The organism is Agrobacterium sp. 22117 (assembly GCF_052045735.1).
GTDB classification, from domain to species: domain Bacteria; phylum Pseudomonadota; class Alphaproteobacteria; order Rhizobiales; family Rhizobiaceae; genus Agrobacterium; species Agrobacterium cavarae.
Map to the genome: position 1 here is coordinate 123,250 of NZ_JBQEPP010000005.1, position 15,577 is coordinate 138,826.

Consider the following 15,577-nt stretch of genomic DNA (forward strand, 5'->3'; position numbering starts at 1 on the left):
GGTCTATGAGCGAAAAACCTCGCAGGATCGTCCTTGCAACCGATAGTCTGGATCCATCCGGCATGGGCGAGCACATGCTGACACTGGCCCGTGCTCTTGACGAGGAGTGGAGCGTAACCGTTGCGGCCTATGCCGACACCGAGGGCGATCTCCTGTCGCGAGCCGCACGCTCGGGGCTCGCCATCAAGGCCATCGATGATATCGAGACATTCGGGTATTGGCTGCATGCCACCGGCACATCGCTCCTGCACGTCCATGCGGGTATCGGCTGGGAGGGTCATCACATTGCAACGGCGGGTCTTGATGCCAACATAGCTGTCATAAGAACCGAACACCTGCCCTATCTTTTGACGGACACGGACCAACAGCAGAACTACGCCCGCCAGTGCGCATCGCTTTCCCACCGCATCGCCGTATCACAAGCCGCCCTCGACAGTTTCGAGGATAATGGTGTCGATCCAGAACATATCAGCCTTGTCCGCAACGGTATCTTCGCACTGAGACCGGAGGGGGAGAGACACGCGCCTCCAGTCGACGGACTTGACGGTAAAACAGTTCTCCTGTCCGTTGCGCGCTTTTCCAGGCAGAAAGACCATGCAAGCCTTATCGCGGCAATGCCAGCCGTTCTAGCTGCTCACCCCGACACTGTCCTCCTTCTTGTCGGCAGGGGCGAAGAACTGGAAACGATCAAGGCTCTGGTAGAGGCAGCGTCCCTCCAACAGCAGATCCTGTTCCTGGGCCACAGAACCGATATCGCCTATCTCATGGCGCTGGCCGATCTCTTCGTTCTTCCTTCCAAATTTGAAGGATTGCCGCTGGCCGTGCTGGAAGCCATGTCCATCGGGCTCCCGGTCGTCGCGACCAATATCGGTGGAAATATCGAAGCGCTCGGCTCCTGCCATCCCTTTCTCGCCGACCCCGGCAATCCTGCCTCGCTGGCGCAGGTGCTTATCAGCGCGCTTGAAGATCCCGCAGCCGCAAGGGTCGCCGGGCAATTCGGCGCGCAACGTTTTCAGACACTCTTTTCCGCCCAGCGCATGGCGACCGAGACCGCCTCCGTTTACCAGCGCGTTCTTTCGCACGCCGCGCCCCTCACACAAGGACACGCTTCCATGGAAAAAACGCGTATCGGCTTCATCGGCGCGGGCGGCATTGCCAACCGCCATCTGGATATTCTCAGCCGTTTTGAGGATGTCGCGCTCGTCGCTTTTGCTGATCCGGATTTCGCCCGCGCCGAACAGGCCGCCAGCCGCTTCGGTGCGAGGGCCTTTGAGAGCCACCGCGACATGCTGGAAGCACAGCCGCTGGACGCCGTGTATATCTGCGTGCCACCATTTGCCCACGGTGAGGCCGAGCGGGATCTGATCTCCAAAGGCATCCCGTTCTTCGTTGAAAAGCCGATCACCCTGGATCTGGCATTGGCGGAAGAACTGAGCGCCGCCGTCACGACTGCCGATCTGATTACCGGCGTCGGCTATCACTGGCGCTACCTCGATACAGTCGAGGAAGCTCGCAACCTGCTCCAGGATAATCCCGCCCAGCTTCTTTCGGGCTACTGGCTGGACCAAACCCCGCCGCCGCAATGGTGGTGGAAGTCGGAGATGTCCGGTGGGCAGATTGTGGAGCAGACCACCCACATCATCGATCTGGCTCGCTATCTTGTCGGGGAAGTCACCGATGTCTATGGCCGTGTCGGTTTCAAGGATCGGAGTAATTTTCCCGGTTTCGACGTGCCCGGCGTCACCACCGCAAGTCTCACCTTTCAGTCCGGGGTCATCGCCAACATCTCATCCACATGCCTGCTTGGCTGGAGTCACCGCATCGGTCTCAACATTTTTGCGGATCGTTTGGCCATTGAGCTGACCGACCATGATATCATGGTCGACGTTGGTGCGGGGCGACCGACCCGCCGTGCGGATGGCGATCCCGTCTGGCGTGAAGACCGCGATTTCATCGACGCGGTGCGTGGAGGTGAAAACCATATACGCTGCACCTATCAGGATGCGCTTGCCACCCATCGCATCGCCCTCGCCGTTGTGCAATCGGCTCGCAGCGGCGAGCCCGTGGCGGTCGACCAACCCACCGTCACTCGCAACCCTGCTTCACCGCTCCATCATGAGCCGCGAAATGACCCGCCACCTGGGCTGGCGCCTGGTCACCGCATCATCCGTTCGCTCGGCATCGAGGCACCGGGAAAGGCTTTTTTCTTTGATTACGAGGAGGGTCCTCCCGGCGACGGTCAGGTGCGGATGGACACGCTCTACACCGGTTTTTCGGCAGGTACCGAGCTCACCTTCATGAAAAACACAAATCCTTACTTTCACTCCCGGTTTGATCCGGGACGCGGCGTATTCCTGCAAAACGAACCGGACCTGAATTATCCGGTCCCCTTCCTCGGCTATATGGAAGTGGCACGTGTTGCAGAATCCCGCGCCTCCGGTTTTGGTGAAGGCGATATTCTCGCGACCACCTATGCGCATAAATCCGGTCACACGGCGGACCCGTTTCACGATGTGCTGGTGCCGATGCCTGAGGACATCGACCCCATGCTCGGCGTCTTCGTTGCGCAGATGGGCCCAATCGCCGCCAACGGCATTCTCCACGCGGATGCGGATGCGCTGGGACAGACGATATCCAACTTCGGTTCAGGAACTGCGGGTCGCCAAGTTGTCATTATCGGTGCAGGCACGGTCGGCCTGATGACGGCGCTATTTGCACAAAGGGCAGGTGCACTCGATGTCATCATCGCCGATCCCTCGGAATTTCGCCGCAACAAGGCGCAATCAATGGGATTGACGGCCATGACAGAGGATGCTGCCTGGCAGCACACCAAGGCGCGTTGGCACAATGGCGGAGGGGATCGCGGCGCAGACTTCGTGTTCCAGACCCGGGCGCACCCCCAAAGTCTGCACGTCGCGCTTAAAGCGCTTCGTCCGCAAGGCACGGTTATCGATCTCGCCTTCTATCAGGGCGGGGCTGACGCGCTGCGGCTTGGTGAGGAATTCCACCACAATGGCCTCAACATTCGCTGTGCCCAGATCAATCGCGTCCCGCGCGGACTGGATGGCCTGTGGACAAGGCGGCGCCTGTCGCACGAAACCATCGGGCTCCTCCAATCACACGGCAAGATCATTCGCGAGCACATGATCACGCATGTTGTCCCCTTTGCAGACGGTCCGCAATTTCTGGCAGACCTCGTCACGAACCGCCCGGATTTTCTGCAAATCATCTTCGCGGTAAACGAATGACGCTTCACGAACAACCCATTCGCATTCTCTTCGTCTTCGCATGGCTGGTCGTGGGCGGCGAGGAGACGGAAGTCAGGCTTCTCGCCCGGCATCTGGATCGCAGCCGCTTTCGTCTGGATGTAGTCGCCTGTTTCCACAAGCCGAACATGCCGCACCAGACGCACGAGCAACTGCGAGAACTTGGAGTAGAGGTGGATACCACCCCCTACCACCTTTCATTTGAAGACACTGTTGCCTATCTCGCCAACAAGATACCAGGTTATGACATCGTCATATCCTGCCAGAACGTCGCCGATATTTATCCTGCGCTGGAACGGATGCACTGGCGCCCGCCGCTTATCGAACATGGCGGGCTGGTCTCTGAGGCGCTTGCCGGACCGAAGCATTTCACCAGTCGCTATGTCGGCGTATGCCGCTCTATCCGAGACGCAGCCGCATCTGTCATGCCGGGGCGAGGAGGTGATGCCATCGAAATTCCGTCGATGGTAGAACTGTCGGATTTCGAAGTCCCTCAAAGGGCCGCCATAAGAACATCGCTTGGCGTGAATCCGGACGAGACCCTTATCGGCTGGGTCGGCAGGCTGGATCCCAAGAAAAACGTCGAGGATTTCATCGAAGCCGCGGCACTGGTTCATGCCCGCGATCCGAGAACCCGCTTCGTGATCATCGGCGGACCGGACGCCTTCCTTCCAGACTATGCTGTACACCTGCAGTCACTTGCAACGAGCCGAAATTTGGACCGCGTGTTGCGCTTTCTGGGTGATCGAAAGGATATCCTGACCCTGCTGTCGGCGATGGATATTTTTGTTTGGTTGTCAAAGGGCGAAGGCATGCCACATGTCATCGCGGAAGCCGGCGCTGCCGCCCTCCCCGTCATTGCCACACCCGATGACGGCGCGATACAGCAGATAGAAGACGGTGTGAGCGGTATTTTCGTGCCGTATAATGAGCCCTCCGTCGTTGCCGAAGCCATGGAACGGCTGATCGCAAACCCCGCTTTGCGTGAGTCCCTGGGACAAGTGCTCCGACGGAAGGTGGAAGCCACATACAGCGTTACAGCTGTCCTTCCTCAATGGGAAAAGCTGTTTGCTGAGGTGCTGAGTGGGCGAAAGCCTTCCGGACCGACGGGTCTGTTCAAGAGTTTTTTGCAAGGCGGCTTCGAATGCTCGACGCACCGGCTCCGCTCTACCGGCTCAGCTGAAGGTCGACGTCTCGACATGATTGCTGCGGTCGGTCACGACGTGCATGCGGCTCGAGATTACAACCAGCTTGCAGACTTCAACATTCGAACCGTTCGCGATGGCTTTCGTTGGCATCTTATCGAAAGAGAAGGCGGCTATGACTGGTCAAGCATTCGTCCGATGCTAAGGGCGGCCCAATCAACCGGAACGCAGGTGATCTGGGACTTGCTGCACTATGGATGGCCAGACGATCTCGACATTTGGTCGCCGCAGTTTGTGGATCGATTCGCCCTGTTTGCCGGCGCATGTGCTCGCTTGGTGCGTGAGGAGAGCGATGATGTCCCGTTCTATTGCCCCGTCAACGAAATCTCTTTCTTCTCCTGGGGCGGCGGGGATGCCGGCTATCTCAACCCCTTTGCGAATGGCCGCGGATATGAGCTCAAGGTACAGCTTGCCCGAGCGGCGATTGCTGCGATGGAAACTATCCTCATGATCGAGCCGCGAGCGCGTTTCGTTCACTGTGATCCGGTTATCAACGTCATTACCGATCCCGCCCGACCTTGGGAAGCGGGTGCCAGCGAGGGCCACAGGCAAGCACAGTTTCAAGGTTGGGACCTGATTGCCGGAAGAATCTGGCCCCAAATCGGCGGCCGGCCGGAGCTTCTCGATATCATCGGCGTCAATTACTATTTCAACAATCAGTGGATCCATGGCGGTCCTCCGATCGATATCGGCCATCCACTTTACAAGCCGCTGAGCAAGATACTGGCTGAAACCTATGCCCGCTATGGCCGACCTATTCTGATTGCCGAGACGGGTATCGAAGACGAGCGGCGAGCGGAATGGTTCGAATATGTAGCTTCTCAGGGAGCGAAAGCGATGCAGGCAGGTGTGCCTCTCGAGGGGATCTGCCTTTATCCTATCATCAATCATCCCGGTTGGGACGATAACCGGCCCTGCTTCAACGGACTTCTTTCCAGCGATATCACCGCAGAGAATACCCGCTCGGTCTACCAGCCCCTCGCCGATGTATTGAGATCGAACCAGATGCCAGACGGAGGTCGTCTTCACTCACACAGCCCTCTCCCATCTTTAGTCTACAATGGAAACGAACAGCGCCCCTAAAGCATGTCGCGCAAAAGTGTGCAGCGGTTTTTCGATAACGACATGCGACAAAAAAAGGGCCTAAAGCGAAGGAGCGAATCTGAAAGATCGCGACACGCTTTAGGTCACGCTCTCTCCGAGTTTTCTCCTGAGTGAGAGGACGATGACCGTCGCCGGTTTCACGAACGCCTGGATACTGGCCGCCAATCCGATCTTGTGGCGTTGATAACGCAATCGTGCCCAACCGAGCCGCTGGTCACGGTCATGCCAGTTTCCCTCTTCCAGTCGAGACGCCAGATGAGCGTCGCCATGCTCTGGGCTCCAGGATGGAGAGCGACCCTGCACATGCGCGGCTGGGCGAAAGAGGCATCTCCATTTGCGGCCCAGCGTCGGTAGCGTACGGAAAAACTTGAAGTTGAACGCAACAGTCGATATTGCGGCAGTTTCCAATCGATAAAACGAGGACAACATGGCAACTGGTACTGTTAAATTTTTCGCACAGGATAAGGGCTTCGGCTTCATTACTCCAGACAACGGCGGTCCGGACGTCTTTGTTCACATCTCCGCGGTGGGCTTCGGTGGCGCTTTGACCGACGGACAGAAGGTTAGCTATGATGTCGGCCAGGACCGTAAGACGGGCAAGGCAAAGGCAGAGAACGTAACTGTTCTGTAATTACGCTATGGCCCCGTCTGTATTGCCGGGGCCACGCACAACCTGACAACACCGCAGCAGACTCGTTGTGATCGCAAAAATGGTAGCCTCAACGAGAGCACATGTTTGGGCGTAAAATGCCGCCTCCACCCAGTCGCTGCATGCTGCCCGCGCCTCGCCGGATCACAAACTCCCGTCCCTGGCCGCTTCACCAACAGTGTCAGCAACATAAGCCCCACGCTCCCCCATTGGTTTCGGTGAGCCGGTTGTCGAATCCTTGCGCGTTTGATGCTCGAGTTCGGCGTTGATCTCTGCTCCGACGATCAGGATAACGACCGAAATCCACACCCACACCATCAACCCAATGAGGGCGCCGAGAGTGCCGTAGGTCGCATTATAGTTCGCGAAATTCTCAAGGTAGAACGAAAACAAGACGGAGGCGACCAGCCAGAGCACCGTGCTGAAGACGACGCCCCAGCTTAACCATTTGATCTTTGCTTCTTCGCGGCTCGGACCGTACCGGTAGATCATTGAAATTCCGCAGCCGAAGACAACGATGATGAATGGCCAACGCGCTAGACGGGCAAGAAACTCCTGCCAATCATCAAGCCACAGATACTTCAGAACTGCGGGCAGCACGCCAATAGCTGCAATCAGAATGATTGCGACGACAAGCGCGCAAAAAGTGAACCCCAGGGATAGAAGGTTCAAACGAACCAGACTGCGCTTTTCATCTTCTTGATACGCGACATTCATCGCGTCGAACAATGCCTTCATACCGCTGTTGGCGCTCCAGATCGCTACGAGCAAGCCGCCAAAGAACGCCAGACTTCTTGTCGATGTCGCCTGCTGCGTGAGAGATGTCAGCTGGTTCATTATCAAATCGAACGATCCAGGTGGGAAGACACCTGCAAGGAAACCGATGTGGGCCATAATCGCCGTGGGATCTGCGACAAATCCGTAGAGTGCCACCAAGGCACCGAGTGCCGGAAACAGCGACAGCAACATGAAATAGGTGACGCCAGCAGCAATCAACGTCACGCGATCAGCCATGATCGCCTTGACGACGCGCCAGAACACATCCCTTAAACCCTTTGCCGGAATGTCCTGTGGTGCCTCGGCGTCACGGCCGCGATCGCCCCCAGTGTCGTCGCTCATTGATCTCTCCAGCATGCTCGTTCTGAAACCGCATCATAAACGAAATAGCTAACGTTTATCGCCTGTTAAGTTGCTTTTTCCCCATGCCATTCCGAACAGAATTTGTCTCTTCTTCAAGAAAATCGGCACCGGTAATTGCATCACGGTTTGTTTCAGGGCATCATAATCCGGCAGTACCAGCTGCATATTCTTCATTTGCAAATCCCGAGGAGGTACAAATGGAAGGTGCACCCGTACGTTTTAGAGCAATAGAGGACTGTGAGGCTTCAGGAATTTCCATCCCGGCTGGTCCATACATCGGTCGAGAAAAAATCCAGGCGACGGATAACGATCCGGCTGGGCGGGAATTTCTCTACAGCCTCGACATGGCTGACAAAGGTACAAGCCTAGACGTCACGCCGCTGGTTGAACTTGGCAAAATCACCGTTGTTCGGCAGAGCGCGCTCTAACCAAACAATCGAAGATCGGGTTTCCTGCGAAACCCTCCAAGTTGGAGGGTTTCCTTTACCCTCATCCGAACAGATCCGCGATCGCGCTGATTTCGTGCTTACAAGGTAGCGTTTCTGGCTGAGAACGTTTCTCGCTCCGAAGGCCCTCAGCATACCCCTTGTCCGTGGCACCGAGAGCGTTGAACATACCTAGGCGGCTTCGCGAACCCTAAACGTGCTGATCGGTCGAGAAATGTTTTTGACCTGCTGGAAACCAGCGTCTTCAAACTTTAGTTTTCTCTGCTTCCTGATGTGATCCCTGACGGACCGGGAAACACATATGCCTCCGGGCTCAGCGATGCCCTCAAGCCGAGCGGCGATGTTGACGGTGTCACCGAATATGTCTCCGTTATCTATGATGACGTCCCCGACATTCATTCCTATTCTAAAGAGAAGGCGATCGTCGTTTGGCCTGTCGGCATTGTGCGTCACCATAAATTTCTGGATCTGGAGCGCACAGTCGATCGCTGAAAGCGCGCTTGGAAATGCCGCAACGATGCTATCGCCTGCTGTCGTTATGATCACACCACTATTGTCTTCAATTATCGTGTCGATGACGTCTCTTGCCGCCTTTAAACGCTCGAGAGTGTCGGCCTCATTGTTTTCCATCAGCCTGCTGTAACCAACAAGGTCGGCTGCCATGACCGCCATCAGACGCCGATCCGCATGTGAAAGAAGTTCATCTCTCGTCCTTTCAGCCGCTTTCGCCCGCGTGACCGTGGCGCGCACGACCAGTATCGCCATACCGCCGACCATTATGGCGAACAACAAAAGGAGAAAGTGCATCCGCGTCTTCGCAGCGCTGGCTGCGTCGGAACGTTTCGCAAGCTGCTCCAGTCCATCCTTCTCCATCTGAGCCAACACAAACCGGATTCCATCCATGAGGATTTTACCCTGCCCGGTTTTGACGAGCGCTATCGCGCCGCTGTCGTCCCCATTGCGGCGATATTCCACACTTTGTTCGAGCTCGGACTTCTTCTGGGCAACCAGACTCCGCAGGGTCGGGACGCTTCCTGTTTCGACAGATGCGTCTTCCGCTCCCGCAGCAAGCTTATCCAGCATCCCATCAAGCGACTCCATCGCGGTGGTATATGGCTTAAGGTAAAGCTGGTCGCCCGTGAGGAGGAACCCTCTCTGTCCGATTTCTGCGTCTTGAATGTGGGACATGAGGCTGGAGACATCTGTGAGATATGCAACGTTTCCCCGGACAGCCTCGTCTGCCTTTTTGTCTTCTGACGATATCCAGAACGACAGGTAAATTGTCATGCACACACCGATCGCAACGACTGAAAGCGCGATTGGCATTGCCTTCTTTGCGAGCTGTCTGGAAATACTGGTTTCGATAGATGAAGTTCGGCGCATGCGTGCGGCTCCACCAAGATAAAAGACTTCGAAAAGCAATCGGGAGGTTCAATCCGCAGCTTGCGGAGACAAACGAACGACGACGAACATTGTTCAACGTTCCGCCCGTTAACATTCGCTTGGATTGACCTTGTGTGTCGCGCCTGCGGAAATGCCGATCCTTACGGGCTCGCACGCGCCAACCCATCTTTTGATCGAGGACTTTCAATACTATTAAAGCACCGGTTACATATTATTCGTAAAGTCTCGGCAGCGCGGTCCCCTCCAGTGCTCGAAGTTACCCCAGGAAATCCGATGATCGATGCTTTAGAGTCCGATATCTTCAATCTTGCGCCGATCGCCATGTGGATCGAAGATTTCAGCGGAGTGCAGGCGCTTTTCGATAACTGGCGTTCCAACGGAGTGACCGACATCAAAGCGTTCCTGAGAGAGGATCGCAGTCGGATTCATGACTGTTCGACGCGGATCCGCGTCACCGCTGTCAACGCCAAAACTCTGGACCTGTTCGAAGCGGATAGTCTCGAGCACTTGGTCGCCAATATCACTGCGGTCTTCCGCGATGATATGCTGGACACTCATATCAACGAACTTTCCGCGCTCTTCGATGGCGAAATGTCTTTTTCGAGCACGACCGTCAATTACACAATTTCCGGGCGCAGGCTCGACATCCAGCTGCGAGGAACAGTTCTACCGGGTCATGAAGAGACGCTCGGCAGGGTTCTTTTGACCACCGAGGATATCACCGAGCGCGAAGACGCCCGTCGTGCAGAAGCCGAACAAAGGCGTCAGGCGGAGGGCATTTTCCAGCATTCCCCGGTATCGCTATGGATTGAGGATTTCAGTCGCATCCGCACGCTGATTGAAGACATCCGTGACCGCGGCATTACCGACTTCCGCACATTCATGGACGTTCACCCGGAATTTGTGCGCCAATGTATGAGCGAGATCAGGGTTATCGACGTCAATCAGTCAACGCTCGATCTGTTTGGAGCACGAGATCAAAACGATCTTCTGCACCGGCTTGGCGAAATTTTCCGTGACGACATGGAGAAACCCTTCCGAGAACAACTGATGGAGCTTTGGAACGGCAATCTCTTTCATCACCGCGAAGTGGTGAATTACGCGCTAGATGGTTCAATGCGTCACATCTTGCTGCATTTCTCCGTGTTCCCGGGTCACGAAGGCGATTGGTCTCGCGTACAGGTGGCGCTCGCCGACATCACAGCACGCAAGAAGGCAGAAGCCTATCTCGAATATCTCGGAAAGCATGACGTCCTCACCAAACTCTACAATCGCGCCTTTTATGCCGACGAGATGAACCGCCTCGAGCGCAAATCGCTGCGCCCTGTCTCAGCCGTCATCATTGACCTCAATGGCTTGAAGGAGGCAAACGATCAACTTGGGCACGACGCAGGCGATGGACTCTTGCGCCGCTTCGGCGAGATCCTCAATGGCGCGGTGGCGGCGCCGAACCATGCCTGCCGGATAGGCGGGGATGAATTTGCGGTCCTGTTGCCCGGCGCAGATGCAAAATCCGCTGCCACAATGATGGAAACAATCCTTGAACTTCTGCGGATCAACAATCAGTTTTACTCGACTGCTCCTCTGAGCATGTCCTACGGCGTGGCGACCAGTGAAGCAGACGAGACAATCGAGTCTGTCGTCAAACGTGCTGACGCCCTCATGTATGAAAACAAGAAGGCGCATTACGCCTCTATCAATCTCGGTGGCGCGCTGACCCGAGCGGAAGCTCGGAGACGATAATCCGCGGCAGAATCGCACCCTGACTCCAGGCGGTCACGTGTCGAAGACGTTTGGGTACTAGTGATTGGTGCCTACTAGGCCGCACCAAGCATCATCGGTTATTTAAGTCGCTAGAGTTGGCGCACTGATCGCGCAATTGACAGCCGGAGCGCCGCCGCCAAAACTTGCGCATGCTTTGAAAATCAAAGGCGCATGCTCTTAAAGCGAGCCGCATCGGATTGTCGTCCGACCATTCTCCTGCTCTTCTGGAAGAAATCATCGCTCGATGGCATGAGAACCTTCCATACAGCTCAAGAGTCACGTATGTTCAGTCTTTGTTCCTCATTCCTCCTTTGCAATCTGAGCATTAAGTAAGATCTTATGGCCGTCGCCTATCTCGAGAAACTAAATGAGCAACAGCGTAAGGCCGTCGAGCACGGCGTTGGATTGGCTGAGGGCGAGACGGGAGGACCACTGCTGATCATCGCCGGTGCAGGCTCCGGTAAGACAAACACGCTGGCGCACCGCGTCGCTCATCTCATCGTCAATGGTGCCGACCCTCGGCGCATTCTTCTCATGACCTTCTCACGCAGAGCAGCATCAGAAATGTCCCGCCGCGTTGAGAGAATCTGCCGCAATGTGCTGGGGTCTAACTCTGCGATCTTGACGGACGCACTTGCGTGGTCCGGCACATTCCACGGTATCGGCGCAAGGCTGCTGAGAATGTATGCCGAGCAGATCGGTCTCAACGTGGACTTTACGATTCACGATCGGGAAGACAGTGCGGACCTGATCAACCTGGCGCGTCATGAGCTAGGCTTTTCAAAAACTGAAAGCCGATTTCCCACCAAGGGGACCTGTCTTGCGATCTATTCCCGCACGGTAAACTCCCAGACACCGTTAAGCGAGATACTGCGTCAGCACTATCCCTGGGTGGCGACGTGGGAAGAGCAGCTTAAGGAATTGTTTGCGGCCTATGTAGAGGCAAAGCAGAGCCAGAACGTTCTCGACTACGACGATCTCCTCCTATACTGGGCGCAAATGGTCGGCGATCCGGATCTAGCCGATGATATCGGCAAGCGGTTCGACCACGTTATGGTTGACGAATATCAAGACACCAACAGATTGCAGGCCTCGGTCTTGATGGCGCTGAAGCCGGGTGGTCGCGGTCTGACTGTGGTTGGCGACGATGCCCAGTCGATCTATTCCTTCCGCGCTGCGACGGTCCGTAACATTCTTGACTTTCCGTCGTCCTTCACCCCAGCCGCTGACATCATCACGCTCGACCGCAATTACCGCTCGACGCAACCGATCTTGGCGGCAGCGAACAGTGTCATCGAACTTGCACGCGAGCGTTTCACCAAGAACCTGTGGACGGAGCGGGAGTCACTCGAGCGCCCGAAACTTGTCACAGTCAAGGACGAGACCGAACAGGCTAACTTCATCATCGATCAGGTGCTTGCCAATCGCGAAACGGGAATGACGCTCAAGCAGCAGGCCGTTCTCTTTCGAACATCAAGCCATAGTGGTGCACTTGAGGTTGAGCTTACCCGACGCAACATCCCCTTCGTCAAATTTGGCGGTCTCAAGTTTCTCGACAGCGCCCATGTAAAGGACATGCTATCCGTCCTCCGTTTCGCGCAAAACCCGCGTGATCGGGTTGCCGGATTTCGCCTGCTGCAGATGCTCCCAGGCATCGGTCCGAAGAAGGCTGGTGTTATTCTCGATACTATCTCGTCTGATCCTGAACCGATCATGGCACTTGCGGAAATCCCGCCGCCACCAAAGACGGGTGCAGATTGGACATCTTTTGTGACGCTCCTCGCTGGTCTTGGGAAAACGCAGCAAGGGTGGCCCTCGGACGTAGCTCAGGCCCGTCTTTGGTACGAACCCCATCTTGAGCGGATGCATGAAGATGCCGATACGCGTAAAGCTGACCTCCTACAGCTTGAGCAAATTGCTGGCGGATACGCGTCCCGCGAACGGTTTTTGACCGAATTGACCCTTGATCCTCCAGATGCTACGAGCGACCAGGCAGGAGTCCCTTTGCTCGATGAGGACTACCTCATCCTCTCGACAATACATTCTGCGAAAGGCCAGGAATGGCGCTCCGTGTTCATGCTGAATGTTGTCGATGGCTGCATACCGTCTGATCTAGGCACGGGGACGACACAGGAACTCGAAGAAGAGCGGCGTCTGCTTTATGTAGGAATGACACGCGCGAAGGACAGCCTGGCGCTGATTACGCCGCAGCGATTTTTTACCCATGGGCAGAACTCGCAGGGCGATCGACACGTCTATGCATCACGTTCCAGGTTCATCCCAGCAACTCTGCTTCAATATTTCGAAACTATGACTTGGCCCAAAGTTTCGGCTGCGGCATCTGAGCGTAGTGCACAGCAAATTCGCATCGATGTCGGCGCGCGGATGCGCGAAATGTGGAAGTAGTATTGCCAGGGCGCGCCCTTTAAGCGACGGCGGACCCGTTATCGTTCGGAAAGTATGGATGCGCGCACACAGCATCTTGCCCGTAGACCGGCGATCGACCAGAAGGGTTAAAGGTCCTCAAGTCCATTAAGCAAAGCGATATGGTCTCGTCCACTGATTGCGTCTGCATCTGTTTGAACGACATACTCTATCACGGCCGAAATGCCACTGAGATGGCGTCTGAGCAAAGTCACGGCCTCATCCTCATCACGGGCCTTTATGGCCGTAGAGAGTGCTACATGCTCTGCGATTACCTCATCGAAGTAACCGATCTTTGGAAAGCCACGGCGGCGCACGCGATCAAGCTGACCGGTGGCATTGTGGATTGTCTGCCAAATGTCCGGAAAGCCTGAAATCCTACACAAGAGACGGTGAAATTCGTTGTCGACGTTGAAGGCCTCATTCACATCGCGCCGCTTGGCCGCGTCATGCTGGCGGAAAATCAAAAGGTCAAGGTCGCGTTCATAAACCGGATCGAAGTTGCGCGCCGCAAGCCTTATGGTGCGTGTCTCAAGGCTTGAGCGAACCAGATGGCCTTCGATGACCTTTTTCATGACGATCTTGTTGATGAAGGTGCCGCCGCTGGGAACGATGTTGACCAGACCTTCTTGGGCCAAACGCAAGACTGCTTCGCGCATCGGGGTGCGCGAGATACCCAACTCTGCACAGGTATCTTTTTCGCTAAGCGTCTCTCCGGGTGCCAGCTTCATGGTAATGATTGCGTCGCGGATGACATTATAGGCCCACAGTGCCTTGGGTAGGCCCGCGCCTTCGGTCACGCTCGTGTCACCTAATCCCAGTTTCGTGTGTAAGTTCACCCAATGCCTCTTTCGCGCAGTTCAATAAGTACAACATAGTATCACATCGCCCGTTTCCCGTACCATGGGATGATGTTTTGCCGCTGAGCGTCAGAGCTCGTTGGCGATCTTAAGGGTCATGTCGAGGAGAACTCTGGCACCTGCTGCAACTTGATATGGTTCACACCACTCTTTCTCACTGTGGGAGATGCCGCCTTTGCAGGGGACGAAGATAATGGCGGTGGGGCATATCTGCGTCATCGATAGGGCGTCATGCGACGTCAGCGTCGGCAGCGTCATGGATGGATAGCCACGGTCCGCCGCTGCTTCCAGTACCTGTCCGCAAAGCTCACTCGATAGATCCAGCCGTTGGCGATAATGCGAATTGGCGTTGTGTATCGATAGCCCAGTCTCATCTGCAATCCCTTTTACAGCAGACTCGATGCGGTTGATAATCGCGGCCCGACCCGGCTCCGTCGCATGAACGACGACATATGATAGCTTGGTCAAGTGCGGAATGTTTACTCGGTTGTTCGGCCAATTCCGGATGACTGTGGCGCTCACCATTCCATCGGGCTCGTTCTCCGCGCCTATCGCCTCGATCTCTATAATGAGTTGAGCTGCCGCAACCAGAGCATTCCGACGCTTTGACATCGGTGCGGTCTGCGAATGGCCATTCTCGCCTTTGATATCGATGAATCCGCTGCAACCCCAGGAACTATTGGAAACGGCGGCGATCGTGACACCGGCCGCCTCCATCTCTGGTCCCTGCTCGATATGCAGTTCTAAATATTTATGTACCGGTTGACCACCGACTGGACGGGATCCCGCATACCCGATGCGAACAAGCTCGTCGCCGAGCAGCGTTCCTTCATCGTCCTTGCGTGACAAGGCTTCATCAAGCCGCGAGAGCCCGGCAAAAACGCTGGACCCCATGATGCCCGGCTGAAACCGCGCGCCTTCCTCGTTGGTAAAGTTGGCGATCTCGATTGCCCGTTTTGTCGCAATGCCTCCGGCATTCAACGATCGCACAACAGCAAGTCCAGCGAGCACGCCGAGGACGCCATCGAACTTGCCGCCGGGCATCTGGGTGTCGAGATGGCTGCCAATCATCAGTGGCGGCAGAGACGGGTCTTCACCTTCTCGCCTTGCAAACATGTTGCCGATCTCGTCTACCGTGACTGTGAGGCCGGCCTCCTGCGCCCAGTAACGAAACAGGTTGCGGCCTTCCCTGTCTGCGTCAGAAAGGGCCGGGCGAAAGCTGCCGCCGCCCTCGGTGGCGCCGATTGCCCCCATCGTCATGATGTCGGCCCACAAGCGTTCAGCGTTAATGTCAGGTGACGCTGTCATGGTCTAT

At 56.0% G+C, this 15,577-nt stretch carries 11 protein-coding genes; 6 read left to right on the forward strand and 5 right to left on the reverse strand.

Annotated features, from left to right (window positions below):
• Nucleotides 1-5 precede the first annotated feature (5 nt).
• The 3 genes from ACTJKV_RS15435 (at nucleotide 6) to ACTJKV_RS15445 (ending at nucleotide 6,206) form a co-directional block, all read left to right on the forward strand.
• Entirely contained in the window at nucleotides 6-3,248 is a 3,243-nt protein-coding gene (locus ACTJKV_RS15435) for a glycosyltransferase (protein ID WP_440599029.1), read from the forward strand.
• Nucleotides 3,245-5,554, forward strand: a complete 2,310-nt coding sequence (locus ACTJKV_RS15440; protein WP_440599131.1) for a glycosyltransferase — start codon at nucleotides 3,245-3,247, stop codon at nucleotides 5,552-5,554. The genes ACTJKV_RS15435 and ACTJKV_RS15440 overlap by 4 nt, the downstream gene beginning before the upstream one ends.
• 448 nt (nucleotides 5,555-6,002) lie before the next feature.
• Nucleotides 6,003-6,206 (forward strand): cold-shock protein, encoded by a 204-nt coding sequence (locus ACTJKV_RS15445; protein ID WP_062424416.1) that lies wholly within the window; start codon nucleotides 6,003-6,005, stop codon nucleotides 6,204-6,206.
• Between the two features lie 162 nt (nucleotides 6,207-6,368).
• Here the strand turns inward: ACTJKV_RS15445 and ACTJKV_RS15450 are convergent, their stop codons facing one another.
• Entirely contained in the window at nucleotides 6,369-7,343 is a 975-nt protein-coding gene (locus tag ACTJKV_RS15450; RefSeq protein ID WP_440599030.1) for a YihY/virulence factor BrkB family protein, read from the reverse strand.
• 48 nt (nucleotides 7,344-7,391) lie between these two features.
• Nucleotides 7,392-7,538 carry a hypothetical protein gene (locus ACTJKV_RS15455; RefSeq protein WP_153310440.1) on the reverse strand — a complete coding sequence of 49 codons (147 nt, stop codon included), beginning with the start codon at nucleotides 7,536-7,538 and terminating at the stop codon, nucleotides 7,392-7,394.
• Nucleotides 7,539-7,561: 23 nt separating this feature from the next.
• On the opposite strand from ACTJKV_RS15455, the gene ACTJKV_RS15460 reads away from it, so the two are divergent.
• The gene (locus ACTJKV_RS15460) at nucleotides 7,562-7,792 is read left to right on the forward strand and encodes a hypothetical protein (protein WP_062424414.1); all 231 of its coding nucleotides are present in this window, start codon (nucleotides 7,562-7,564) and stop codon (nucleotides 7,790-7,792) included.
• A gap of 189 nt (nucleotides 7,793-7,981) precedes the next feature.
• Here ACTJKV_RS15460 and ACTJKV_RS15465 read toward each other — a convergent pair whose 3' ends face one another.
• On the reverse strand, nucleotides 7,982-9,193 hold the full coding sequence (locus ACTJKV_RS15465; protein WP_440599031.1) for a CHASE3 domain-containing protein: 1,212 nt from the start codon (nucleotides 9,191-9,193) through the stop codon (nucleotides 7,982-7,984).
• Nucleotides 9,194-9,487: 294 nt separating this feature from the next.
• Between ACTJKV_RS15465 and ACTJKV_RS15470 the strand changes: the two genes are divergently transcribed.
• Nucleotides 9,488-10,957, forward strand: a complete 1,470-nt coding sequence (locus ACTJKV_RS15470) for a diguanylate cyclase domain-containing protein (RefSeq protein WP_440599032.1) — start codon at nucleotides 9,488-9,490, stop codon at nucleotides 10,955-10,957.
• Nucleotides 10,958-11,317: 360 nt separating this feature from the next.
• Nucleotides 11,318-13,384, forward strand: coding sequence for an ATP-dependent helicase (locus tag ACTJKV_RS15475; protein ID WP_440599033.1), 2,067 nt, complete (start codon nucleotides 11,318-11,320; stop codon nucleotides 13,382-13,384).
• Between the two features lie 107 nt (nucleotides 13,385-13,491).
• Here the strand turns inward: ACTJKV_RS15475 and ACTJKV_RS15480 are convergent, their stop codons facing one another.
• Both ACTJKV_RS15480 and ACTJKV_RS15485 read right to left on the reverse strand, forming a co-directional pair.
• Entirely contained in the window at nucleotides 13,492-14,202 is a 711-nt protein-coding gene (locus tag ACTJKV_RS15480; RefSeq protein WP_440599034.1) for a GntR family transcriptional regulator, read from the reverse strand.
• 129 nt (nucleotides 14,203-14,331) lie between these two features.
• On the reverse strand, nucleotides 14,332-15,570 hold the full coding sequence (locus tag ACTJKV_RS15485) for a Zn-dependent hydrolase (RefSeq protein ID WP_440599035.1): 1,239 nt from the start codon (nucleotides 15,568-15,570) through the stop codon (nucleotides 14,332-14,334).
• Nucleotides 15,571-15,577: the final 7 nt, after the last annotated feature.